Raw genomic sequence first — 22,672 nt, 5'->3', positions numbered from 1 at the left:
TTATCTCCTTATGCTCCAATAACAGAGCCATTTGATTTGAAGAAACGAACGCGCTTCACTTTGCCTTCATTTTCAATCAGTTTAATACCAACACGGTCTGCTTTATTAGTTTCAGGATTCAGGATTGCAACATTAGAAATATCCAACGGCATTTCTTTCGAAACAATACCACCCTCAATACCACGCATCGGATTAGGTTTTTGGTGACGTTTAACAACGTTAACACCTTCAACAACAACTTTATCATCCAATACGCGAACTACTTGACCTTGCTTACCTTTATCCTTACCAGTGATCACAACAACTTGGTCACCTTTAATGATTTTATTCATCGCGCTATTCCTTATAACACTTCAGGCGCCAATGAAACGATTTTCATAAATCGCTCAGTACGCAACTCACGGGTTACCGGACCAAAAATACGGGTACCCAGAGGTTCAAGTTTATTGTTTAACAACACGGCGGCGTTGTTATCGAATTTAATCAACGCACCATCAGGACGACGCACACCTTTAGCAGTACGAACAACAACTGCATTGTACACATCACCTTTTTTGACACGACCACGTGGGGCCGCATCTTTAACTGCGACTTTAATAATATCGCCAACAGAAGCGTAGCGACGCTTAGATCCGCCCAACACCTTGATACACATAACGCGACGCGCACCAGAGTTATCAGCCACATCTAAGATGGTCTGCATTTGAATCATATTAGTACCTTTAAATTAACCAACTTAATTTACCATTTTCATATAGCTCGCTCACTTATTTAAATTAAGCTAACCAAATGAAACCATCACGGTTCTAGTAAACCAGTCTTGGATCCCGAAGGGAAGAAACTTCCAGAAGAAACTGAAAGATAAGAAACGAAGTTTACACGCAAATTCACTTTGGCGCAACACTTCGTTTCTTATTAAAGCCAACTGTCTTAATTCTTAAACAGTACGTGCTTTCTCAACCAGCTCTTTAACAACCCAAGATTTGGTTTTTGACAGTGGACGAGATTCCGCAATTACTACTACATCACCAATTCCATATTGATTATTTTCATCATGGGCATGGATTTTAGTTGATAAACGGATGATTTTACCGTACAGAGGGTGTTTCACTTTACGCTCAACCAGCACTGTAACAGTTTTGTCCATTTTGTCGCTTACCACTTTGCCTTGCAAAGTACGAACATTTTTATTTCCGCTCATTACTTAGCACCTTTTTCAGTTAAAATGGTTTTAATACGAGCAATATCGCGACGTACACGTTTTAATTCGCTTGGCTTACCCAATTGACCAGTTGCGTTTTGCATACGTAAGCCAAATTGAGCTTTCAACAAGTCCAACAAATCTGCATTTAATTGCTCAATAGATTTGTCTTTCAATTCATTTGCTTTCATTATTGACCTACCTGTCTTACTACAAAGGTCGTAGGAATAGGCAATTTGGCAGCAGCCAATTCAAATGCTTCACGAGCCAAAGCCTCTGGAACACCGTCCATTTCATACAACACTTTGCCTGGTTTGATTTCGGCAATGTAATATTCCACGTTACCTTTACCGCCACCCATACGAACTTGAATAGGTTTTTCAGTAATTGGTTTATCAGGGAATACACGAATCCAAATACGACCACCACGTTTAATGTGACGAGTCATTGTACGACGAGCAGCTTCGATTTGGCGGGCAGTCAAACGACCACGACCAACGGCTTTCAAACCGAACTCACCGAAACTTACTTTGTTACCGCGAGTAGCAATACCAGTATTGCGACCTTTTTGTTGCTTGCGGTATTTCAGTCTAGTTGGCTGCAGCATTACGTCCACCTGCCTTTCTTTGTTTCTTTTCATGCTCAGGTTTAGCTGAAGTCTTTACATTACCTTCAGTATAGACCCAAACTTTCAGACCCAGCACGCCATAAGTGGTATGGGCTTCGCTAGTCGCATAATCTACGTTGGCACGCAAAGTATGCAGAGGTACACGACCTTCACGATACCATTCGCTACGAGCAATATCTGCACCATTCAGACGACCTGAGGTCATAATCTTGATACCTTTTGCTCCTGAACGCATAGCATTTTGCATAGCGCGCTTCATAGCACGGCGGAATTGAACGCGTTTTTCCAATTGCTGAGCAATACCATCAGCAATAATTTGTGCATCCAATTCAGGTTTACGGATTTCTTCGATATTCACATGAACAGGCACGCCCATCAAGGCTTGCAAATCACGTTTCAGAACTTCGATATCCTCACCTTTTTTACCAATTACTACTCCTGGACGGGCAGAGTGGATGGTAATGCGTGCAGATTTTGCAGGACGTTCAATAACTACGCGACCAACAGAAGCATTCGCCAATTTTTTACGCAGGTAGTTACGAACATCAATGTCTTGTTTCAAAACAGCAGAAAAGTCGGTGCTTTTAGCAAACCATTTTGAAGCCCAGTCTTTAGTTACCGCCAGGCGAAAGCCTGTAGGGTTAATCTTTTGTCCCATAGCTTTTCCTTAGTTGCCCACTGTCACATTGATATGACAAGTTTGTTTTTCAATGCGGTTACCGCGACCTTTGGCACGAGCTTGGAAACGTTTCAAGCTTGGACCTTTGTCAACAAAGATAGTGACCACTTTCAACTCATCAATGTCGGCACCGTTATTGTGCTCGGCATTAGCAATAGCTGATTCCAATACTTTTTTAATCAGTTCAGCACCTTTTTTAGGGCTGAAAGTCAAAATATTCAAAGCTTGGGCAACGTCTTTACCACGAATCAAATCAGCTACCAAACGAGCTTTTTGGGCTGAAATACGGGCATTTTTATGTTGTGCATTTACTCTCATGATTCACCTTATTTCTTTTTAGCCTTTTTATCAGCCAAATGGCCTTTAAAGGTACGGGTCAATGAGAATTCACCTAATTTATGACCAACCATGTTATCACTGATAAACACCGGCACATGAGTGCGGCCGTTGTGTACAGCAATGGTCAGACCGATAAAGTCAGGCAGAATGGTAGAACGACGAGACCAAGTTTTAATCGGGCGCTTGTCGTTGCTTGCACGAGCAGCATCTACTTTTTTCAGCAAATGCAGGTCTACATATGGGCCTTTTTTCAATGAACGAGCCATACTAATTAACCTTTATTTGAGTAACGACGACGAACAATCATGTTATCCGTGCGTTTGTTATTACGAGTGCGGTAGCCTTTAGCAGGAGTACCCCATGGGCTAACCGGTTCGCGAGCTTCACCGGTACGACCTTCACCACCACCATGCGGGTGATCGACAGGGTTCATGACAACACCACGAACGGTCGGACGAATACCGCGCCAACGATTGGCACCGGCTTTACCGATTTTTTTCAGGCTTTGCTCTTCGTTACCGACTTCACCGATGGTTGCACGGCAATCTACGTTGATTTTACGAACTTCGCCAGAGCGCAGACGGACTTGAGCGTATGCACCTTCTTTAGCCAGCAATACTGCAGAAGCACCGGCAGAACGTGCAATTTGTGCACCTTTACCAGGTTTCATTTCGATACAGTGGATAGTCGTACCAACGGGAATGTTGCGGATCGGCAGAGTGTTACCTACCTTGATGGCAGCTTCAGCACCGGAAACCAATACAGCACCGGCTTGAATACCGCGAGGAGCGATGATGTAGCGACGCTCACCGTCTGCATAGCACAACAGTGCAATGAAGGCAGTACGGTTAGGATCGTATTCAATACGCTCTACTTTTGCAGGGATACCGTCTTTGTTACGTTTAAAGTCTACAACACGGTAATGGTGTTTATGACCGCCGCCCTTGTGACGGGTGGTGATATGACCATTATTGTTACGACCGGCAGTAGAATTTTTCTTTTCGAGCAAAGGTGCATAAGGCGCACCTTTGTGCAAACCTTCTGTTACCACGCGAACCATGCCGCGACGGCCTGCAGAAGTTGGCTTCATTTTAACAATTGCCATTTTGTTTATTCCTTATCTGCAGCTGCAGCAGCGGCTTCCAAATCCAACTCTTGACCGGCAGCCAAGCTTACATAAGCTTTTTTAACATCGCTGCGGCGGCCCAAAGTACGACCAAAACGCTTAGTTTTACCTTTAGTAGTAACGGTAGTTACAGAAGCAACTTGAACACCGAACAGCAGCTCAACAGCCGCTTTGATTTCAGGTTTGGTTGCATTTGCCAAAACTTTAAACGTCATTTGGTTGCGTTTTTCAGCCAATACGTTGCTTTTTTCAGAAACGATAGGTGCCAAAATCACTTGAGTCAAACGTTGTTGATTCATACCCATTGCTCCTCTAATTGTGCAACTGCATCTTTAGTGATGATTACTTTTTTGTAACGCAGCAAGCTGTAAGGATCAACTTGTTGAGCTTCCAAAACCAACACGTTTGGCAAGTTGCGTGAAGCCAAGTAAACATTCTCATCGAGCTGTTTGGTTACAAACAGCACTTGCTCCAGACCCAGATTTTTCACTTGTTCAGCAAAAACTTTGGTTTTAGGAGTTTCAGCAGTCAACGCTTCGATCGCAAACAAACGCTCGTCACGGGCCAATTGGGACAGGATAGTCGCCATACCGGCACGGTACATTTTACGGTTTACTTTTTGAGTGAAGTTTTCGTCGGGTTTGTTCGGGAACGCACGACCACCTTTACGCCACAGCGGAGAAGAAGTCATACCGGAACGGGCACGGCCGGTACCTTTTTGGCGCCATGGTTTTTTGGTTGAGTGTTTTACTTCGGCACGGGTTTTTTGAGCGCGGTTGCCAGAGCGGGCGTTTGCCAAGTAGGCATTTACCAGCTGATGAACCAACGCTTCATTGTATTCGCGAGCGAACAAAGCATCAGAAACAGACAGACTGCCTGAAACTTGTCCTTTAGCGTCAATTACTTTCAATTCCATTACGCACCTACTTTCACGCTAGGACGAACTACAACATCGCTGTTGACCGCACCCGGAACAGCACCCTTAACCAACAGCAGTTGGCGTTCTGCATCAACACGGACAACTTCCAGTTTTTGGACAGTTGCTTTGGTGTTGCCGTATTGACCGGCCATGCGTTTACCGGGGAACACGCGACCTGGGTCTTGCGCCATACCGATAGAACCTGGAACACGGTGAGAACGGGAGTTACCGTGGGAAGTACGTTGGGCACCGAAGTTATGACGTTTGATCGTACCGGAGAAACCTTTACCTTTAGAGGTACCGGTTACATCGACCAGTTGACCGACTTCAAACATAGAAACGGTGATTTCGTCACCGGCTTTCAATTCAGCCAGTTTTTCTTCAGTCAAAGCAAACTCGATCAAACCACGACCGGCTTCAACACCTGCTTTTGCAAAGTGTCCGGCTTCGGCTTTGTTGACACGGTTAGCTTTTTTCTGACCAAAGGTAACTTGAACGGCAGTATAGCCGTCAGTATCTTTGGATTTTACTTGTGTAACGCGGTTGGCAGACATATCCAAAACGGTTACCGGAACAGAAACACCCTGTTCGTCGAACACGCGGGTCATACCAACTTTGCGTCCAACCAGACCTAAAGTCATGATTATTTTCCTTTTAAAGTAAAGGGGCGGGCTACGATTGGCCTACCTTCGGACAATGATAAAACTTGGCACAAATGCACCAAGTCCGCCATTATAATCGACAAATCAAGCAAATACCAATCTTTTTTTAACACAGGGGCTTACTCGTGCTTTTTATCCCTATAAATTGATATTTCGCCGTCTATATACCCGAGGGAAGCGGCGTGTTGTTTACACACAAATCACCCTCCATATTTAACAAAAGGTCGTCTGAAACCCACAATCATAGGTTTTCAGACGACCTTTTATCCTACCGATACATTCAAACGGCGGACTGCTTCGCTTTGTCACCGTTCCAAGGTGCAACTTTAAACAGCAGCAACATACCCGGAATCCCTAACATGAAACACAGCCAAAAGAAATTAACGTAGCCCATCGCTTCAATCAGAAACCCTGCTGTCGCATTCATAAACGTACGCGGTACAGCGGATAGGCTGGACAGCAGCGCAAACTGTGTGGCGGTAAATGCGGTATTGGTTTGTTGCGCCATATACGACACAAATGCCACCGTACCCAAGCCGACACCTACTGCCTCGGCAGCAATGACGACTGCCAACATGGTTCGTTCTGATGCACCCACATGCTCGAAATGTCCGAAACTTGCCAGCCACGCAAAACCTAAAATCGTAACCCATTGCACCAAACCAAAAAGCCACAATGCACGGTTCACGCCTAATTTGTTTACCCAAATGCCGCCGATAATCCCGAAAATCACCGCCGGCCACAGTCCCGCGTTTTTCGCAATCAGGCCCATGTCAGTTGGTGAGAAGCCCATATCGATATAAAACGGGTTTGCCAGCGCAGTTGCCATACTGTCACCCAGTTTATACAGCACGATAAAAGCCAAAATAATCAACGCCTGTTTAATGCTTTGACGGGTAAAGAAATCGCGGAACGGCTCAACAACGGTATTTTTAAACCCTTTTGCACCTACGGGTTGTTGTGCCGGTTCTCGCGCCACGAATAAAGTGGCAAGCAACCCCGGAATCATGAATAGCGCGGTAATGATGAAGACGGACGACCAAGGCATCCTATCGGCTAAAATCAGACTTAATGAAGCGGGAATCAACGAGGAAATACGATAGGCATTCACATACAGCGAGTTACCCAAAACCAACTCTTCATCGGATAACACTTCTCGGCGGAAAGCATCGATCACAATATCCTGACTGGCGGAAAAAAACGCCACTACCAAAGACAGCCCCAAAATAATGGACAAGTGTTCTTGCGGGCGGACAAACGCATAGGCAGCCAAAAGCAGCAAAAGCGCTATCTGCATCACCAGCATCCAGCCGCGCCGCAAACCTAAAAACGGCAAGCGTACAGAGTCCATGAGCGGAGACCAGATAAATTTCCAAGTGTAAGGAAAACCAATCAGGGCAAACAGCCCGATGGTTTTCAAATTAACCTCGTTGAGGCGCAGCCACGCAGGAATCAGGCTGTATAGGAAATAAAGCGGCAGCCCCGATGTGAAGCCCGTAAAAATACAAATCAGCATATTGCGCGAAAAAATCCGCTGCATCGTGCTTGGTTGTGAAGCAGTCATAATAGGTCAGCAACATCAAAAAGAAAGGCGCATTGTAACAAATCCTGTTCAAACAAACTTTAAACTATGCATAATAATCAAAAAGGTCGTCTGAAAACCGGTTTTTCCGTTTTCAGACGACCTTTGTTCTTTGCTTTGTTTAAGCGGTTTACGCCGTTTTCTTTTCGCGTATCGGCAGGTTCAGCAAAGCCGCTGTCCCCGCCAGCACCGCGTCGGCATACCACATCCAGCCGTAATCGTTGAATTGATAAATCACGATGCCGCCGATATACGAGCCTAAAAAGCCGCCGATTTGGTGGCTCAACATCGTCAGTCCGAACAGCGTCGCCAGATAGCGCGTGCCGAACAGCTTGCCCGTAATCGCGGCAGTCGGGGCGACGGTGGCGAGCCAAGTGAAGCCCAGCGCGGCGGCGAAAATGTAGAAATTGACGTCGGTTCTCGGGGCGGCCAGGTATATCAGCACCATCGCCACACGCGAGGCGTAGAGTCCGAACAAAACGTATTTGCCCAAAAACCGCCCCGTACACCAGCCCGAAAAAATGCAGCCCGCGATGTTCGCCAAACCGATAATCGCAATCGAAGTCGAAGCGACCGAAGCGGGCAGGCCGCAGAGCGCGATCTCGTTGGGCAGGTGGGTTACCAAAAACGCAATGTGGAAACCGCAGGTAAAAAAGCCTAAGTGCAGCAGGATGTAGCTTCGGTCTTTAAACGCCGCTTTGACCGCCTGCCCCAGCGTTTGCCCGTTTTCAGACGACGTGTGGTGCGTGGCGACAGCGTTTTTGCCGCCCGCCAGCCACCACGAAATCGGCAGGATTAAAAGTGCAATCCCACCCCAAACGTAAAACGTTCCCGTCCAGCCGACGGCGGGCAACACCAGCAAACCCTGCACCAGCGGCGCAAACAGAAACTGCCCCGCCGAACCGCCCGCGTTGACCAGACCCGAAGCCAAACCGCGTTTGTGCGGCGGCACTTTCGCCGCGACCTGCCCCATGATGATGGAGAAACCGCCCGCACCCGTTCCGAATGCAAAAAGCAGCCCGATTGCCAGCATCAGCCCCCAATAAGTCGGCATCTGCGGCACCATCAGACAGGCAGATGTCAACAGCAGCGCGCCGCCACCCAACACCTTAAATGCGCCGAAGCGGTCGGCAAGCGCGCCGGAAAGCGGCTGGGACAAGCCCCACATCAATTGGAAAACGGCAATAATCAGGCTGAACTCTTGGATACTCAGCTCGGTAGAGTCGACAACGGGACGGACAAACAGCCCCAAAGTCATGCGCATACCGATGGTAATCAGCAGGATGGCGGCGGCAGCGGCGGTTACCGGCCAAAGGTTAGGGGATTTTTGCTGTGTGCGTGTCATGGTTATTGTTTGTTTCTATTGAAAAATGCCGTTCAATCAAACGGCAGAATGACGGATTCTAACAAATTAGGTTGATATAGGCTAAATAACTCCTGATACTTTGGATATAGCCAAAACCTCTATCCGCGCCACGTTGTCCTTTTTCTTTTGCCTGCAAGGCAGGACGTGGAATGCGGACGGAAATTCAGCGCGTAAAGAACGGCAAAGGTCGTCAGAAAACCCGAAACCTTATTTTCAGACAACCTTCGACCGCAAACACCCAACCAATCCGTGCCTTCGGCTCGAAATGACGCTCTCGGACAGTTGATTAAGGAGAAGCAGCATGAAAACAATCAGGGATATTACACTATGGATAGCGATAACGGTTTGGATTAATTTTTATCCCGACCGTTACCGCTACGACACCGTTCCGCAAGGACGGCACGGATACTGGCACATCGATCATCCTTGGTATCCTTATGCCCGTTTTTTGTTGCCGCTGCTTCTTGCTGTCTGGATTGCCTATAAACATTTCAAAAAAAGAAAATAGGTTGGACTGCATACAAAAAGGTCGTCTGAAACCGGATTTACGGTTTCAGACGACCTTTTTGTCGATTCGGGCATCTTAAACGATGTCCTCTTCTTTCAGCCTTCAGTCTTTGCGCGTTTCCACCAAGACCATTTCGGCAGCGGCGACAGGTTCGGCTTCGACTTTCGGCACGTCCGCGCGGCGCAGGCCGGATTCGGGTTCGGGCTGAACCTGCTCGGCAAAGGCGGCGACGGCTTCGGGATTGGTTTCGACAAACACCAAACCGCCTAAGTCGGGCATCGCGGCAACGGCGGGAGCAGTTTGCGGTTCGGATTCCGTTGCTTGGGCGGCGGCGGCTGCTGCGGCAAGGGCTTCGATGGCGGCGGCGGCTTCGCGTTCGGCTTTCCAAACGACCAGCTCTTCCTCCATTTCGGCGACGGCTTCGACCTCGCCTTCGGCAGGGACGGCGGTCATCGGTTGGTAGCCGTCTTCGGTTTCGATGGCGAACACGGAGGTCGGGGTATCTTCAACGCTGCCGATGGCGGAGTCGATGATGCTGCATTCGTCGTCGGTGCTGTCTTCGATCAGGATACCGCTGTCCGCTTCTTCGCCTTCGATGGAGAACACGAAGGCTTCTTCAGTGGCCGCAACGGGTTCGGAAACGACGACAACCAAAGGCTCGGCACTATCCTCAGGAGCGGGGATGGTTACGGCAAACGGTGCTTCTTCGACAGGCTCGCCCATGACGTGCGCGGCGGCGAAGCGGACTTTGTCGGCGGTATCGTGAATATTCAGGTACTGCTCGATTTTGGCGGCAGACGGAATATTGCGTTTTTTACCGTTTTGACGGCGGTCGCGCTGATTGTTGCGTTCGCGGCGGTCGCGTTGGTTGTTGCGCTCGCGTTGGCGGCGTTCGTTGCCTTTCGGCGCATCGGTATCAGCGGTTTGTACGCCCTCTTCCGCCACATTGTCCACTGTTTCGGACAGGGTTTCTTCCGCACGGATGTCCGCTTGTTCGCGGTTACGTTCGTTGCGGTTGTTGTTGCGGCGGCGTTTGTTGCCTTGCGCCTGTTCGTTTGAACGGGATTCGTTTTCAGACGACGTTGCGGCAGCAAGTGCTTGGACTTCGAGGTTTTCGGCTTCCGCTGCGGCGTTGCGCTCGTTTTGGCGGTTGCGGCTGCGGCGGTTGTCTTTGGCGTTGCGGTTTTCGTTTTCCGCCGCCTGATTGTCCGCTGCTTTGTCTTTGAAGTCCGCCACTTCGCGCACTTCTACCTTGCTGCCGTCGTGCCTATTGTTGCGGCGCGGGTTTTGACGGCGGTTGTTTGCGCGGCGGTTGCCGGAATTGCCGTTGCGGTTGTTGCCGTTTGAAGTGCGTTTTTCTGCCACTTCGGCAACAGGCGCGGTTTCGGCTGCGGTATTGCCTCCGAAAATGCGTTTGAGCCATGCTTTGAAGCTATCCCACCATGAACCGCTCTTCTGCTCGGCTACGGTCGGGGCAGGCTGGGTATGGCGCACGCCTTTGACGGCGGGTTCGGGACGGGCGGCTTTGGCTCTTTCGTTGCCGAAAGGTTTGGCGGATTCGTCTTCTTCCGGCTCGGCAACGCGTTTGTAGCTCGGTTCGCCGTCTTCTTCTACGTCATCGATGCGGATACGGTTGATTTCGTAGTGCGGGTTTTCCAGATGGATATTCGGAATCAGGACGACGTTGACGTCCAAACGCTCTTCCATCGCAAACAGCTCGGCGCGTTTTTCGTTCAGCAGGAAGGTGGCGACATCGACGGGCACTTGTGCGTGCACTTCGCCGGTGTTGTCTTTCATCGCTTCTTCTTGAATGATGCGCAAAACGTGCAGGGCGGTCGATTCGATGCCGCGGATGACGCCGGTACCAGCGCAGCGCGGGCAGGCGACGTGGCTACTTTCGCCTAAAGCGGGTTTCAGGCGTTGGCGGCTTAATTCCAAGAGGCCGAAGCGGGAGAGTTTGCCCATTTGCACGCGGGCGCGGTCTTTTTTGAGCGCGTCGCGCAGGACGTTTTCAACATCGCGCTGGTGCTTGGGGTTTTCCATGTCGATGAAGTCGATGACGACCAAACCGCCCAAGTCGCGCAGGCGCATTTGGCGCGCGACTTCTTCAGCGGCTTCCATATTGGTTTTGAACGCGGTGTCTTCGATATCCGAGCCGCGGGTGGCGCGGGCGGAGTTGACGTCGATGGAAACCAGGGCTTCGGTGTGGTCGATCACAATCGCGCCGCCTGAAGGCAGGCTGACGCTGCGGGCGAACGCGCTTTCGATTTGGTGTTCGATTTGGAAGCGGGAGAACAGCGGCGTGTGGTCTTGATAGAGTTTCAGACGACCTACGTTGCTCGGCATGACGTAGCTCATAAACTCGGCAACTTGATCGTAAACCTCTTGATTGTCCACCAGAATTTCACCGATGTCGGGACGGAAATAGTCGCGGATGGCACGGATGAGCAGCGAGCTTTCCATGAAAAGCAGGTAAGGGTCGTGGTGTGCTTTTCCTGCTTCTTCGATCGCCTGCCAAAGCTGTTTGAGGTAGTTCAAATCCCATTCCAACTCTTCCGCGCTGCGGCCGATACCGGCGGTACGCGCGATGATGCTCATGCCGTTCGGAATGTCGAGTTCTGCCATAGCGGCTTTGAGTTCTTGACGCTCTTCGCCTTCGATACGGCGGGATACGCCGCCGCCGCGCGGGTTGTTCGGCATCAATACCAGATAGCGTCCGGCAAGGCTGATGAAGGTGGTCAGCGCCGCACCTTTGTTGCCGCGTTCGTCTTTTTCGACTTGAACGATGACTTCCATGCCTTCTTTGAGCACGTCTTGAATACGCGCCCTGCCGCCTTCGTAATCGCGGAAATACGAACGCGATACTTCCTTAAACGGCAAAAAGCCGTGGCGGTCGGTTCCGTAATCCACGAAACATGCTTCCAGCGACGGCTCGATACGGGTGATGATACCCTTGTAAATATTACCTTTGCGCTGCTCTTTACCCAGCGTTTCGATGTCCAAATCCAAAAGGTTTTGCCCATCGACAATAGCAACGCGCAGCTCTTCGGCCTGCGTTGCATTGAACAACATTCTTTTCATAATGATTACCTCGCACAGGCGGGCAGCCTTTTTCAGACGACCTGCCTGCTCTTTGTCAGACACTCTGCGAGGCAGATGGGATTGGGCATAGCCCACGCCCCTTTTCGGCGCGGGATGCAGAAACCCGGATGAGCAATCAGTTTTTGAATTGAAGTCCGCAAGGTTGCACGCCGCCCAAAACAATGCGGCCGTGTGCGGAAGGGTACGGATAAAGAAGGCAATAAAGAACAATGCGACGGAACGCTCCGTCCGCCGCCGAAGTCCGGACGGTACAGGTCCGGCTTAGAAAACAGGTAGCCGACATCTTCTTATTATCGTTATGCCGGAAGTTTCGAACGGTGCGGCGCGGCAGGTTTGTCAAACACCCGCCCCTCGTCTTATGCCCGGTCAAATCGGCAAAATCAAATCAAACTTAATTACGCTCCTGCGTTTACGGGCTTTGGCATAAACGCAGGGAAAATGCTTTGCAGAGTGCGTTTTTAATATAAAATCTCGTTTTAACAATACCATCCGTCCCATACGGCCTGTTTGTACAGGTTTCTGCCGAAACGGATGTTCGGGATTATAGATGAAAACGCACGCAATAAGCAAAGATTCAGTCAGCCTGATTACCGTCGCCGAACACGAAGCTGGCCAACGCCTTGACAACTATCTGATAAAAATTCTCAAAGGTGTACCCAAAAGCCATATCCACCGCATTATCCGTGCCGGCGAAGTGCGCCTGAACAAAAAACGCTGCAAGCCCGACAGCCGCATCCAAACAGGCGACCTGCTCCGCATCCCGCCCGTGCACACCGCCGAAAAGCAAAGGTCGTCTGAAAACCGCGCCCAAGCCGTACCCGCGCGCGAATTTACCATCATCTACGAAGACGACGCGTTACTCGTCATCGACAAACCAGCAGGCACCGCCGTCCACGGCGGCAGCGGCGTGAGCTTCGGCGTCATCGAACAAATCCGCCGCGCCCGCCCCGAAGCCCGCTATCTCGAACTCGTCCACCGCCTCGACAAAGACACCAGCGGCCTCTTGATGATCGCCAAAAAACGCAGCGCACTCGTCAAACTGCACGAAGCCATCCGCAACGACCACCCCAAGAAAATCTACCTCGCGCTGGGCGTAGGCAAACTGCCGAACGACAGCTTCCACGTCAAACTGCCCCTGTTCAAATACACCGGCGCACAAGGCGAAAAAATGGTGCGCGTCAACGAAGACGGCCAATCCGCGCACACCATCTTCCGCGTGCTCAACCGCTTTTCAGACGACCTCCTGCACCAAGTCGGTCTCTCGCACCTCACCCTCGTGCAAGCCACCCTGAAAACCGGCCGCACCCACCAAATCCGTGTCCACCTCCAATCCCAGCAATGCCCCATCGCCGGCGACGAACGCTACGGCGACTACCAAGCCAACAAACGCCTCCAGAAACTCGGTTTGAAACGGATGTTCCTCCACGCCGCCGAGCTGCACCTCGACCACCCGCTGACAGGCGAAAAACTCATCTTAAAAGCTCCGCTGCCGCAAGACTTGGCACAATTTGTCTTAATGCTGGAAAACGCAGGAAAGGTCGTCTGAAACCCGTAGCGTGGGCTTTGCCCACGAAATAAATGTGAAAATAAAGACAGTTTCAAATTGTCAGACAACAAGTTTCGCGGGCAAAGCCCACGCTACAACTCCACTGCTCTGAGAATCTAATCCCTTAATAACCCCACGCCTTTCAGACGACCTTTTTTTCCGCTACCATAACGCCCGACACAACACGGACAAACACCATGACCCCGACACAGCAACTCCAATCAGGCATACAGGCATTAGGTTTGGACCTATCCGCAGAACAGCAAACCCAGCTGCTCGCCTATACTGGCCTGCTCAAAAAGTGGAACAATACCTACAACCTCACCGCCCTGCGCGACGAAGCGCAAATGGTCAGCCACCACCTGCTCGACAGCCTGACCCTGCTCCCCTACCTCCAAGGCGCGCACACTATGCTGGATGTCGGCTCCGGCGGCGGACAGCCCGGCATTCCCGCCGCCATCTGCCGCCCCGACCTCAACATCACCCTTCTGGACGCCAACACCAAAAAAACCGCCTTCCTGCAACAAGCCGTCATCGAACTCGGACTAAGTAACGTCCGCGTCGTCAGCGGCCGCGTCGAAGCCGTTCAAGACTTACAAGCCGACATCATCACCAGCCGCGCCTTCGCCGAACTCGCCGACTTCGTCAACTGGACGGCACACCTGCTGAAAGACGGCGGCCGCTGGGTCGCCATGAAAGGCGTGTACCCCGAAGAAGAAATCGCCAAACTCCCCGACACCGTCGCCGTCGAACGCGTCGAAGCCCTCCACGTCCCCGGCTTGGATGCAGAACGGCATATGGTGGTTTTGAAGAAGGTTTGAGCCTTCCGAACGTTGAGTCTGAATATTGCAAAGGTCGTCTGAAAACCCGAAACAGGGCTTTTCAGACGACCTTTTTATGTGTTCGAAAGCATAAGCACAGGCGTTTTGCCATTTCAGTCCGCTATAAAAAACCGCCCCATTACAGGGCGGTTTTTTTGATTTACCAAATATCGGATTTGATTTTGCGTTTCAAGCCCGGATGTTCGGAAAGTTTGAAGACGGGGTCTTTGCCCATTTTCAGTTTCGACGTGTAGTCCCTCAACAGCAGGAAGGCAAGCGGAGAGAGGAGAAGGATGGCGACAAGGTTGATCCATGCCATCGTACCCATCGCCATATCCGCCATATCCCAAACCAGCGGCACGTTGGCGACAGCGCCGAAATACACCCAGCCCAATACCATCATGCGGAACAAGGCGGTCAGCAGCCAATGGTTTTTGATGAACTGCACGTTTGATTCGGCATAGGCATAGTTGCCGATGACGGTAGAGAAGGCAAACATAAACAGAATGATTGCCAAGAAATCTGCGCCCCATGCGCCGACTTGGCTGACAATCGCAGCTTGGGTCAACTCTGCGCCGCTCAAATCGCCGTAAGGTTGTTGGTACACCAACACGATAAACGCCGTGCAAGAACACACAATAATCGTATCGACGAATACACCCAACATCTGAATCATACCTTGGGAAACAGGGTGTTTGACTTCGGCAGCCGCAGCGGCGTTGGGCGCGGAACCTTGACCTGCTTCGTTAGAATACAGACCGCGTTTGATACCGATCATCATGGTTTGGGAAATCAAACCGCCGAGCAGGCCGCCACCGGCAGCCTCAAATTTGAACGCGCTGCTAAAAATCTGACCGAAAACATGCGGAATCAGGCTAATGTTGGTGATGATGATGTAGAGCGCCATCAGCAGATATAAAGTTGCCATCAGCGGGACAAGCATTTCGGCGAAGCGGGAAACGCGACGGATGCCGCCGAAAATAATCGGCGCAGTCATAATGACCAGTGCGACGCCGACCGCATGTTCGTCCCAGCCCCACGCGGCTTTGGCGGTTACGGCGATGGTGTTGGTTTGAACAGCTTCATAAACGAATCCGAAGCAGAAAATCAGGCTCAATGCAAATACGATACCCAACCATTTCTGACCCAAACCTTGAGTAATATAGTAAGCAGGACCGCCGCGGAAATGATGGTTGTCGTAATCGCGGATTTTGAACAACTGCGCCAGCGAAGATTCGACAAACGCCGAACTCATGCCGATTAATGCGGTAATCCACATCCAGAATACCGCACCCGGACCGCCGACGCTGATGGCAATCGCCACGCCCGCGATGTTGCCCACGCCTACGCGGCTGGCAAGTCCGGTAACGAAAGCCTGAAACGGCGTAATACCGTGCGGATCATCGCCTTGTTTGCGGCCGCCGAGCATTTCTTTGATACTGCGTCCGAGCAGGCGGAATTGTACGAAACCGGTGGCAAGTGTGAAGAACAGACCTGCTCCCAACAATACATACACCAGCCCTGTCCACATCGGATCGTTGATTTTCTGAACCCATTGGTGCAGCAATTCGGTAAAGTTATCCATAAAAAGCCTTTCTAGATACGGCTCTCCGAAAGGATTATCCTGTCAAAGTGCCGCAAAGCTGTTTTCAGACGACATCGGGACAACACCCAACGCCAAAACGCGCTATTCTAGCAGACTGTTGACAAACTGAAAAAACTTTACAGTTTCAGCATTGGCATAATCTTGATAAATATCATAGAGTTTCTTTGCATTACATGACACAGGCTCCGATTTGGGCAAGCAAAAAAGGTCGTCTGAAGCATATTGCAGCTTTCAGACGACCTTGCTGTTTTACAGTCCATAAAAAACGGCATGGCAAAAGCCATACCGTTGTAGGGAATATATTGTCGACTAAGCTTTCCGATATGGGTTTTCCACACCTTCAATCAAGGCTTGCAGGTATTCGCGCAACTGTTTTTCACTGCAGCCCATCAGAAGCGCGTCTTCAAATGCGTCTTGTGCTGTTTGATAAAGCTCGGTCATGTTTTCCGTCATGACTTTCACTTTTTCAGTGCAGGATACGATTTGCCCGTCGTCGTCGTACCATTTTGGCATTTCAGGCATACTCACGTTGTTGCTTTCCTAAACTTAATTGAGAAAACGGGACGGATCGTTTTTCTTCACGCGGCGTGCAAAGGCGTATTTGGCGTTCCAGTATTTGTTGCTGAGGCTGGTGATTTCAATGCGTTTACCGGTACGCGGAGCGTGGATGAAACGATCGTTGCCGATGTAGAGTCCGACATGGGAAATCCTGCCGCGTCCCATCGTGCGGAAAAATACCATATCGCCCGGCTGTAATTCGCCGCGGGATATGCCGACACCCATTTTTGCCTGTTCGGCGGAGGTACGGGGGAGGTTCAGCCCCATTGAGCGTCTGAAGATATGCTGCATAAAGCCGCTGCAATCGAAACCTGTGGATGCTGATGTGCCGCCGTAACGGTAGGCAACACCCAAAAGCCCCATCGCGCTGCCGATGAGTTCGTCGGCACTGTCTGAACTTCTCGATGCACGGTCGGGTGCTGCCGAAGCTGAAGGAATGGAATGTACAACGGGAGTTGCCGCGCGCGCGGGTTGGAAATTTATCTGCGGAGCCTGTGCGGGGACAGGCTGTTTTGCATCTTCAAATTGGTTTAAAACCTGCTGCCTGTTTTTGACGAACGAATCGAGATCGTCGGCGCTTGCAAAATGAATGCCGGACAGCATACAGGCCGAAACCAATAGTGCCGCCAGCCTGGATAAGGCTTTCATGTTTGACTGATTCCATTTTCAGACGACCTGTCTGCCGCCTGCTATTATGTTATTCTGTATCTAGGATATGCAGGCGATTGTATATAAAAAACAGGATGTTTGGCAAAAAAGCGTCTGTTATATTGCGTTAAAGCGTTGTTTATAAAAAAATTTGCAAAGATACTCAACCGATGATGATACCCACTCTGCTCGCTATGCGCGACTTTTCCAGAATGCGCGAAATTATTACCGTACTGACGAAATACGGCTTGGGCGGCTTTGTTCAGCGTATCCGTTTGGGCGCGGCGGGCGGAGACGAAGTGCATCCCGACAGCCGTTATATGAGTACGCCGCGACGCTTTCGCAAAGCGTTTGAAGAGTTGGGGCCGACCTTCGTCAAACTCGGTCAGGTATTGTCCACGCGGGTCGATATTTTCGGGGCGGAGTGGATTGAAGAGTTTGAACAACTGCAAAGCAACGTCACACCGATACCGTCGTCTGAAATCTATACTTTGGTCGAAGCCTATCTGGGCAAACCCGTTTCCGAAGTATTCCGCAGCATAGACCCGAAACCCGCAGGCAGCGCGTCGGTAGCGCAGGTACACCGCGCCGAACTTTTAGACGGAACCGCCGTCGCCGTCAAAGTCAAACGCCCCGACATCGAGCCGGTCATTCAGGCGGATTTGCGGATTTTGAACCACCTCGCTCGACTGATGGAATCCGAAATTCCCGAAGTGCGCCGCTATCAGCCCGTATTGATGGTCGCGTATTTTGCCAAAAGTCTGGCAAAAGAAACCGATTTATCGGTGGAGCTGCGCTATATGCAGCGCTTCGGTCAGACCTTTTCAGACGACCCCTTGGTCCGCATCCCCGCCGTCTATCCCGAAATTTCCAACCGTCACATCCTCGTACAAGACTACATCGGCGGCACGCTCCTGAAAGACGCCGACCTTGAAACCATGCCCCACACCTTGCGCAGCGGACTTGCCGGACGGATTACCGACACCCTCTTCACCATGATGCTGCGGCAAGGCTTTTTCCATGCCGACCCCCATCCGGGCAACATCTTCATCAACGACAACGGCGGCATCACCTTCATCGACTTCGGGCTAGTCGGACACCTCGGCAACACCCGCCGCCGCGAAATCCTCAACCTCATCAACGCCCTGACCAACAACGACGCGCTGCTCATCCAATACGTTCTCAGCGACTGGGCGCAGGGCGATTTGCCCGACGAAAACCTGCTCGGTGCAGACGTTTTGGAAATGCTGCTCAACTACGAACACACGCCCATCCGCGACCTGCGTGTCAGCCAAGTCATCAACGACATTACCTCCATCATGCGCCGCCACGGGCTGACCCTGCCCGGCGACCTCGTGATGCTCTTCAAAACCCTCATCACCCTCGAAGGCGTCGTCAAACGGCTCGACGGCAGTATCGAACTGCTCGAACGCGCCAAACCCATCACCGAAGCCGCCGTCAAAGAACAAGCCTCCGCCGCCCACATCGCCCGCAACGCCAAAACGCAACTGCGCACCCTGTTGCAAATGGCAGAGTCGCTGCCGCAAGACTTCTTCAGGCTGACTAGAATGCTGCAAAAAGGCAAATTCGGCATCACCCTAGACCTCAAGCAGTCAGACCGCATCAGCCATCAAATCGACAGCGCCGCCAACCGCCTGACCATGGGCATCGTCACCGCCGCCCTGATTATCGGCTCGTCCATCGTCATGAGTATAGAGACCGGCCCCAAGTTTATCGGCTTCGTCGGCTACCTGATCGCCTTCGCCAACAGCCTGTGGATTATCTGGTCGGTGTGGCGGTCGGGGAAACACTAGCCGCACGTTTGCTCAAATCATCAATCAGTTCAAAAACAAAAAGGTCGTCTGAAAACCAAGGGCGCAGGTTTCTCCAAAACGTTTTCAGACGACCTTGATTTCCCTGCGGACGCAACCATATAGCCGTCAAGCCGTCATCCAGATATAACAGAGGAATTTATGCCGCAAACCCAAATCAACCACGCCGACATCCGCACCCGCTTCATCTTCGACGATATGCCCGTTCGCGGCCTGCACGTCCGCCTTGAAAACGTATGGAAACACATCGTCGGACAAAAACACTATCCCCCCGCCATCCGCCGTGCCTTAGGCGAACTCCTTGCCGCAGGCGCGCTTCTGTCCGGCAACCTCAAAACCGACGGCACGCTCATCGTCCAAGTTCAAGGACAAGGTCGTCTGAAAATGCTCGTCGTCGAAGCCACTTCCGACCAAACCGTCCGCGCCACCGCACGTTGGGACGAAACCGCCGACATCAACGACGATGAAAGCCTGACCGACCTTCTCGGCGGCAACAGCGTCTTCGTTCTCACCCTTCAGCCCAAAGACGCAGAACCTTGGCAGGGTGTCGTCCCGCTCGAAGGCGGCAGCATCGCCCAAATGCTTATCAACTACACCAAACGCTCCGAACAGCTCGATACCCAAATCGTCCTTGCCTCATCAGACGATGCCTGCGGCGGACTTTTGGTGCAACGCCTGCCTGAGACAGAACCTGACGCGGCATCATGGGAACACGTCGGCACGCTGGCTCAAACCCTGACTCCCGAAGAACTGACCGGGCTGGACGCACAACACGTCCTCTACCGTCTCTTCCACGAAACCCCTCCGCGCGTCTTCGACCCCGAAAATATCGAATTCGCCTGCACCTGTTCGCGCGGAAAAGTCAGCGATATGCTGCTTATGCTGGGCGGCGAAGAAGTCGGCGGCGTGGTCGCAGAACAAGGCAGCATCCAAATCGACTGCGATTTCTGCCATGCCAAATACGTCTTCGACGAAACCGATGTCAACGCCCTCTTCGGTGCCGATGTCGTCAACGCCGTCCTAGACGAAGCCAAGCGTCTGCAATAAACATCAACGCTTAATATTAATTAAGCAAAGGTCGTCTGAAACGGCATATTAGGCTTCAGACGACCTTTTATTTCAAATCTTCAAAAGATTAGATTATTTTTTTGTTCAAAGAGTCGCGGATTTCGCGCAACAGCAATACTTCTTCGCTAGGCTCTGCAGGTGCTTCTTCGGCAGGTGCTTCGGCTTTTTTCATGGAGTTCAACGCTTTGATAACGGCAAAAATCGCAGCAGCAATGATCAGGAAGCTGATAACGGAGTTAATGAACAGGCCGAGGTTCAGGGTAACGGCACCAGCTGCCTGGGCTGCTGCCAAGCTGGCATAGCCGCCTTCCGGAGCAGCTTGAGCGCCGTCTTTCAGGGTAATGAACAGGTTGGAGAAGTCAACGCCGCCGATCAACAGACCGATAGGGGGCATGATTACGTCGTCAACCAAAGATTTAACGATGCCGCTGAACGCAGTACCGACGACCATACCGACTGCCAAGTCTATAACGTTGCCGCGCATAATAAACTGTTTGAATTCTGAAGCAATAGACATAAACGTCCTCCTGTATGTTTGTGGATAATAGAGTGAAATTTTTAAAAAAGCGCATCCGAAGCGACGGACGGACTTTTCCAAACCGGCAGGCATAGTATCGTGTTATTCGTTAAACAAATTTTATAAAAGTTAAAATTTGTTTTTATGACAAAATTCCCGAAATATGCCGCCTTTTATATGAAAAAAGAACCGTCTGAAATCGGAGTGTAACTTTTTTACACCACTTATTCAGACGGATTTTTGAGTAATAAGTTGTCTTTTTCTACGAAATATTACAAATCATTACGCCTCTTCGTCGTTCAGGGCGTTGATGCTGTAACCGCCGTCAACGTAAGTGATTTCGCCGGTAATGCCTGAAGAGAGTTCGGAGAGCAGGAAGGCGGCGGTGTTGCCTACTTCATCAATGGTTACGTTGCGGCCGAGCGGATTGTGGGAAGCGACGTGTCCTAAGAGTTTGCTGAAATCGGCAATGCCGGAAGCAGCGAGGGTTTTAATCGGGCCGGCGGAAATGCCGTTGCAGCGGATGCCTTCCTTGCCCAAGCAGGCGGCGGTAAAGCGGATGCCTGCTTCGAGGCTGGCTTTTGCCATGCCCATGACGTTGTAGTTCGGAATCGCACGAACCGCGCCCAAGTAGCTCAGGGCGACGATGGCGGAGTTTCTGCCGCGCATCATCGGACGGGCGGCTTTTGCCAATGCGGGCAGGCTGTATGCGGAAATTTCGTGTGCGGTGTTAAACGCTTCGCGGCTGATGCTGTCGAGGAAGTCGCCGCTCAAGGCTTCTTTCGGTGCGAAACCGATGGAGTGGACGAGGCCGTCCAAGCCGTCCCAATATTTGCCCAAATCGGCGAAAACTTGGTTGATTTCTTCGTCGCTGGCGACATCGCAGCGGAATACGAGTTCGGAACCCAATTCGGCGGCCATTTTGCGGACGCGCTCTTCCAGTTTGTCAACAACGTAGGTAAACGCCAAATCCGCGCCTTGTTCGCGGCAGGCTTTGGCAATGCCGTAAGCGATGGAGCGCTCGGAAATCATGCCGGTGATCAGGATTTTTTTACCTTGCAGAAAACCCATTTTTTGTCCTTTAAAGTGTGGTATTGCGGTTTGATGAAACTGGGCATTATAGCAAACTGGGGCGGTTTCGGTATAGAAAACAAGAGATAACCTGTCGTCCTGACGGAAAACGAAGGTCGTCTGAAACTTTTTCAGACGACCTTTGCACATCAAATCCCTTATAATGCCGCCCATTGTTTTCAACGGAAAAGGTCGTCTGAAATGACTCAAAACGCAAGCAACCTATGCTGGCTCGATATGGAAATGACCGGGCTTAACCCCGAACGCGAACGCATTATCGAAGTCGCCATGATTATTACTGACTCTGATTTGAACGTCTTGGCGCAATCCGAAGTTTATGCCGTCCACCAAAGCGACGAACTGCTCGACGGCATGGACGAATGGAACACCGCCACCCACGGTCGCACGGGGCTGACCCAGCGCGTGCGCGAATCGCGGCTGACCGAAGCGGAAGTGGAACAAAAACTGCTGGACTTTATCGTGCAATGGATTCCCGAAAAAGCCACGCCGATGTGCGGCAATTCCATCCATCAAGACCGCCGCTTCATGGTCAAATACATGCCGCGCCTCGAAGCATATTTCCACTACCGTAATCTGGACGTGTCCACCCTGAAAGAACTCGCCAAACGTTGGAATCCACCCGTTGCCAAAGGCGTGGTGAAACGCGGTTCGCATCAGGCTTTGGACGACATTCTCGAAAGCATCGAGGAAATGCGCTACTACCGCGAAAACTTCTTGAAACTGCCTTAAATCCTTGCCAATACAAGCAGCAATACAAAAAGGTCGTCTGAAAGCCTCAAATCCATTTGAACTGGTCCCCAAATCTTGGACACTCATAAAAGCCTATTCAGGCGCTCTGTGCAAGCTGGGTTCTGTATGCGACAGGACTCAGC

General features: G+C 51.1%; 26 protein-coding genes. 6 read left to right on the top strand and 20 right to left on the bottom strand.

All coding sequences use genetic code 11. The annotated features are described in order from the left end of the window. Positions 1-8: 8 nt before the first annotated feature. The 14 genes from rplX to AC5M9B_RS07875 all read right to left on the bottom strand — a co-directional run bounded on the left by rplX (position 9) and on the right by AC5M9B_RS07875 (position 8,481). A complete protein-coding gene (rplX, locus tag AC5M9B_RS07940) occupies positions 9-332 on the bottom strand; it encodes a 50S ribosomal protein L24 (RefSeq protein WP_101809910.1) in 324 nt (107 codons plus the stop codon). Between the two features lie 11 nt (positions 333-343). After that, entirely contained in the window at positions 344-712 is a 369-nt protein-coding gene (rplN, locus tag AC5M9B_RS07935) for a 50S ribosomal protein L14 (protein ID WP_002215434.1), read from the bottom strand. Between the two features lie 225 nt (positions 713-937). Further along, positions 938-1,201, bottom strand: a complete 264-nt coding sequence (gene rpsQ / locus AC5M9B_RS07930) for a 30S ribosomal protein S17 (protein WP_070656372.1) — start codon at positions 1,199-1,201, stop codon at positions 938-940. Continuing rightward, positions 1,201-1,392: a 50S ribosomal protein L29 gene (rpmC, locus tag AC5M9B_RS07925; protein ID WP_003675882.1), complete on the bottom strand. Its 192-nt coding sequence runs from the start codon at positions 1,390-1,392 to the stop codon at positions 1,201-1,203. Before rpmC ends, rpsQ begins: the two co-directional genes overlap by 1 nt. Then, positions 1,392-1,808: a 50S ribosomal protein L16 gene (gene rplP, locus AC5M9B_RS07920; RefSeq protein ID WP_003675880.1), complete on the bottom strand. Its 417-nt coding sequence runs from the start codon at positions 1,806-1,808 to the stop codon at positions 1,392-1,394. The genes rpmC and rplP overlap by 1 nt, the downstream gene beginning before the upstream one ends. Beyond that, complete coding sequence (gene rpsC / locus AC5M9B_RS07915) at positions 1,792-2,487, bottom strand: 30S ribosomal protein S3 (RefSeq protein ID WP_003675878.1); 696 nt, start codon at positions 2,485-2,487, stop codon at positions 1,792-1,794. Before rpsC ends, rplP begins: the two co-directional genes overlap by 17 nt. A gap of 9 nt (positions 2,488-2,496) precedes the next feature. Then, positions 2,497-2,826 (bottom strand): 50S ribosomal protein L22, encoded by a 330-nt coding sequence (gene rplV / locus AC5M9B_RS07910; RefSeq protein ID WP_003675877.1) that lies wholly within the window; start codon positions 2,824-2,826, stop codon positions 2,497-2,499. Positions 2,827-2,834: 8 nt separating this feature from the next. Beyond that, entirely contained in the window at positions 2,835-3,113 is a 279-nt protein-coding gene (rpsS, locus tag AC5M9B_RS07905; RefSeq protein WP_002215422.1) for a 30S ribosomal protein S19, read from the bottom strand. Between the two features lie 5 nt (positions 3,114-3,118). After that, positions 3,119-3,952, bottom strand: coding sequence for a 50S ribosomal protein L2 (rplB, locus tag AC5M9B_RS07900; protein ID WP_003742892.1), 834 nt, complete (start codon positions 3,950-3,952; stop codon positions 3,119-3,121). 5 nt (positions 3,953-3,957) lie between these two features. Next, positions 3,958-4,272 carry a 50S ribosomal protein L23 gene (gene rplW, locus AC5M9B_RS07895; RefSeq protein WP_002231529.1) on the bottom strand — a complete coding sequence of 105 codons (315 nt, stop codon included), beginning with the start codon at positions 4,270-4,272 and terminating at the stop codon, positions 3,958-3,960. Further along, positions 4,269-4,889 carry a 50S ribosomal protein L4 gene (gene rplD / locus AC5M9B_RS07890; protein WP_002218573.1) on the bottom strand — a complete coding sequence of 207 codons (621 nt, stop codon included), beginning with the start codon at positions 4,887-4,889 and terminating at the stop codon, positions 4,269-4,271. Before rplD ends, rplW begins: the two co-directional genes overlap by 4 nt. Next, entirely contained in the window at positions 4,889-5,533 is a 645-nt protein-coding gene (gene rplC / locus AC5M9B_RS07885; RefSeq protein WP_002215400.1) for a 50S ribosomal protein L3, read from the bottom strand. Before rplC ends, rplD begins: the two co-directional genes overlap by 1 nt. Before the next feature lie 301 nt (positions 5,534-5,834). After that, positions 5,835-7,118 (bottom strand): AmpG family muropeptide MFS transporter, encoded by a 1,284-nt coding sequence (locus AC5M9B_RS07880; protein WP_425326068.1) that lies wholly within the window; start codon positions 7,116-7,118, stop codon positions 5,835-5,837. A gap of 148 nt (positions 7,119-7,266) precedes the next feature. Continuing rightward, on the bottom strand, positions 7,267-8,481 hold the full coding sequence (locus tag AC5M9B_RS07875) for an MFS transporter (RefSeq protein ID WP_146736715.1): 1,215 nt from the start codon (positions 8,479-8,481) through the stop codon (positions 7,267-7,269). Between the two features lie 322 nt (positions 8,482-8,803). On the opposite strand from AC5M9B_RS07875, the gene AC5M9B_RS07870 reads away from it, so the two are divergent. Beyond that, on the top strand, positions 8,804-9,010 hold the full coding sequence (locus tag AC5M9B_RS07870) for a hypothetical protein (RefSeq protein WP_016686300.1): 207 nt from the start codon (positions 8,804-8,806) through the stop codon (positions 9,008-9,010). Positions 9,011-9,112: 102 nt separating this feature from the next. Here AC5M9B_RS07870 and AC5M9B_RS07865 read toward each other — a convergent pair whose 3' ends face one another. After that, entirely contained in the window at positions 9,113-12,091 is a 2,979-nt protein-coding gene (locus AC5M9B_RS07865) for an Rne/Rng family ribonuclease (protein ID WP_455007251.1), read from the bottom strand. Between the two features lie 568 nt (positions 12,092-12,659). Here AC5M9B_RS07865 and AC5M9B_RS07860 point away from each other — a divergent pair. After that, the gene (locus tag AC5M9B_RS07860; RefSeq protein ID WP_146736719.1) at positions 12,660-13,658 is read left to right on the top strand and encodes an RluA family pseudouridine synthase; all 999 of its coding nucleotides are present in this window, start codon (positions 12,660-12,662) and stop codon (positions 13,656-13,658) included. A gap of 197 nt (positions 13,659-13,855) precedes the next feature. After that, positions 13,856-14,479 carry a 16S rRNA (guanine(527)-N(7))-methyltransferase RsmG gene (gene rsmG / locus AC5M9B_RS07855; protein ID WP_487648479.1) on the top strand — a complete coding sequence of 208 codons (624 nt, stop codon included), beginning with the start codon at positions 13,856-13,858 and terminating at the stop codon, positions 14,477-14,479. A gap of 160 nt (positions 14,480-14,639) precedes the next feature. Here rsmG and AC5M9B_RS07850 read toward each other — a convergent pair whose 3' ends face one another. The 3 genes from AC5M9B_RS07850 to AC5M9B_RS07840 form a co-directional block, all read right to left on the bottom strand. After that, positions 14,640-16,064, bottom strand: coding sequence for an alanine/glycine:cation symporter family protein (locus AC5M9B_RS07850; protein WP_487648478.1), 1,425 nt, complete (start codon positions 16,062-16,064; stop codon positions 14,640-14,642). Positions 16,065-16,394: 330 nt separating this feature from the next. Then, on the bottom strand, positions 16,395-16,613 hold the full coding sequence (locus tag AC5M9B_RS07845) for a hypothetical protein (RefSeq protein WP_070859898.1): 219 nt from the start codon (positions 16,611-16,613) through the stop codon (positions 16,395-16,397). A gap of 18 nt (positions 16,614-16,631) precedes the next feature. Next, positions 16,632-17,291 (bottom strand): C40 family peptidase, encoded by a 660-nt coding sequence (locus AC5M9B_RS07840; RefSeq protein ID WP_060974856.1) that lies wholly within the window; start codon positions 17,289-17,291, stop codon positions 16,632-16,634. 170 nt (positions 17,292-17,461) lie between these two features. Here AC5M9B_RS07840 and AC5M9B_RS07835 point away from each other — a divergent pair, with 170 nt between their 5' ends. Further along, complete coding sequence (locus AC5M9B_RS07835) at positions 17,462-19,105, top strand: ABC1 kinase family protein (RefSeq protein ID WP_455007248.1); 1,644 nt, start codon at positions 17,462-17,464, stop codon at positions 19,103-19,105. A gap of 159 nt (positions 19,106-19,264) precedes the next feature. Next, positions 19,265-20,170, top strand: coding sequence for an Hsp33 family molecular chaperone HslO (gene hslO / locus AC5M9B_RS07830; RefSeq protein ID WP_146736724.1), 906 nt, complete (start codon positions 19,265-19,267; stop codon positions 20,168-20,170). Positions 20,171-20,258: 88 nt separating this feature from the next. Here the strand turns inward: hslO and mscL are convergent, their stop codons facing one another. Next, entirely contained in the window at positions 20,259-20,708 is a 450-nt protein-coding gene (gene mscL, locus AC5M9B_RS07825; protein ID WP_487648477.1) for a large conductance mechanosensitive channel protein MscL, read from the bottom strand. Between the two features lie 282 nt (positions 20,709-20,990). Further along, on the bottom strand, positions 20,991-21,779 hold the full coding sequence (fabI, locus tag AC5M9B_RS07820) for an enoyl-ACP reductase FabI (protein WP_487648476.1): 789 nt from the start codon (positions 21,777-21,779) through the stop codon (positions 20,991-20,993). 201 nt (positions 21,780-21,980) lie between these two features. Between fabI and orn the strand changes: the two genes are divergently transcribed. Next, on the top strand, positions 21,981-22,529 hold the full coding sequence (gene orn, locus AC5M9B_RS07815) for an oligoribonuclease (RefSeq protein ID WP_101809900.1): 549 nt from the start codon (positions 21,981-21,983) through the stop codon (positions 22,527-22,529). The last annotated feature ends 143 nt before the right edge of the window (positions 22,530-22,672 follow it).

The organism is Neisseria flava, from assembly GCF_982712965.1.
The sequence above is the reverse complement of the archived record's forward strand: the minus strand, read 5'-3'. Positions and strand labels throughout refer to the sequence as shown.

Excerpts from the sequence above, each read along its gene's own strand:
- rplW (WP_002231529.1), bottom strand. The coding sequence starts at position 4,272 with ATGAATCAACAACGTTTGACTCAAGTGATTTTGGCACCTATCGTTTCT.
- rplP (WP_003675880.1), bottom strand. The coding sequence starts at position 1,808 with ATGCTGCAGCCAACTAGACTGAAATACCGCAAGCAACAAAAAGGTCGC.
- AC5M9B_RS07860 (WP_146736719.1), top strand. The coding sequence starts at position 12,660 with ATGAAAACGCACGCAATAAGCAAAGATTCAGTCAGCCTGATTACCGTC.
- rplX (WP_101809910.1), bottom strand. The coding sequence starts at position 332 with ATGAATAAAATCATTAAAGGTGACCAAGTTGTTGTGATCACTGGTAAG.
- AC5M9B_RS07880 (WP_425326068.1), bottom strand. The coding sequence starts at position 7,118 with ATGACTGCTTCACAACCAAGCACGATGCAGCGGATTTTTTCGCGCAAT.
- rplD (WP_002218573.1), bottom strand. The coding sequence starts at position 4,889 with ATGGAATTGAAAGTAATTGACGCTAAAGGACAAGTTTCAGGCAGTCTG.
- AC5M9B_RS07835 (WP_455007248.1), top strand. The coding sequence starts at position 17,462 with ATGATGATACCCACTCTGCTCGCTATGCGCGACTTTTCCAGAATGCGC.
- rpsQ (WP_070656372.1), bottom strand. The coding sequence starts at position 1,201 with ATGAGCGGAAATAAAAATGTTCGTACTTTGCAAGGCAAAGTGGTAAGC.
- rsmG (WP_487648479.1), top strand. The coding sequence starts at position 13,856 with ATGACCCCGACACAGCAACTCCAATCAGGCATACAGGCATTAGGTTTG.
- mscL (WP_487648477.1), bottom strand. The coding sequence starts at position 20,708 with ATGTCTATTGCTTCAGAATTCAAACAGTTTATTATGCGCGGCAACGTT.
- AC5M9B_RS07870 (WP_016686300.1), top strand. The coding sequence starts at position 8,804 with ATGAAAACAATCAGGGATATTACACTATGGATAGCGATAACGGTTTGG.
- rpsS (WP_002215422.1), bottom strand. The coding sequence starts at position 3,113 with ATGGCTCGTTCATTGAAAAAAGGCCCATATGTAGACCTGCATTTGCTG.
- hslO (WP_146736724.1), top strand. The coding sequence starts at position 19,265 with ATGCCGCAAACCCAAATCAACCACGCCGACATCCGCACCCGCTTCATC.
- orn (WP_101809900.1), top strand. The coding sequence starts at position 21,981 with ATGACTCAAAACGCAAGCAACCTATGCTGGCTCGATATGGAAATGACC.
- rpsC (WP_003675878.1), bottom strand. The coding sequence starts at position 2,487 with ATGGGACAAAAGATTAACCCTACAGGCTTTCGCCTGGCGGTAACTAAA.
- rplV (WP_003675877.1), bottom strand. The coding sequence starts at position 2,826 with ATGAGAGTAAATGCACAACATAAAAATGCCCGTATTTCAGCCCAAAAA.
- AC5M9B_RS07865 (WP_455007251.1), bottom strand. The coding sequence starts at position 12,091 with ATGAAAAGAATGTTGTTCAATGCAACGCAGGCCGAAGAGCTGCGCGTT.
- fabI (WP_487648476.1), bottom strand. The coding sequence starts at position 21,779 with ATGGGTTTTCTGCAAGGTAAAAAAATCCTGATCACCGGCATGATTTCC.
- AC5M9B_RS07840 (WP_060974856.1), bottom strand. The coding sequence starts at position 17,291 with ATGAAAGCCTTATCCAGGCTGGCGGCACTATTGGTTTCGGCCTGTATG.
- rplN (WP_002215434.1), bottom strand. The coding sequence starts at position 712 with ATGATTCAAATGCAGACCATCTTAGATGTGGCTGATAACTCTGGTGCG.
- rpmC (WP_003675882.1), bottom strand. The coding sequence starts at position 1,392 with ATGAAAGCAAATGAATTGAAAGACAAATCTATTGAGCAATTAAATGCA.
- AC5M9B_RS07850 (WP_487648478.1), bottom strand. The coding sequence starts at position 16,064 with ATGGATAACTTTACCGAATTGCTGCACCAATGGGTTCAGAAAATCAAC.
- rplB (WP_003742892.1), bottom strand. The coding sequence starts at position 3,952 with ATGGCAATTGTTAAAATGAAGCCAACTTCTGCAGGCCGTCGCGGCATG.
- rplC (WP_002215400.1), bottom strand. The coding sequence starts at position 5,533 with ATGACTTTAGGTCTGGTTGGACGCAAAGTTGGTATGACCCGCGTGTTC.
- AC5M9B_RS07875 (WP_146736715.1), bottom strand. The coding sequence starts at position 8,481 with ATGACACGCACACAGCAAAAATCCCCTAACCTTTGGCCGGTAACCGCC.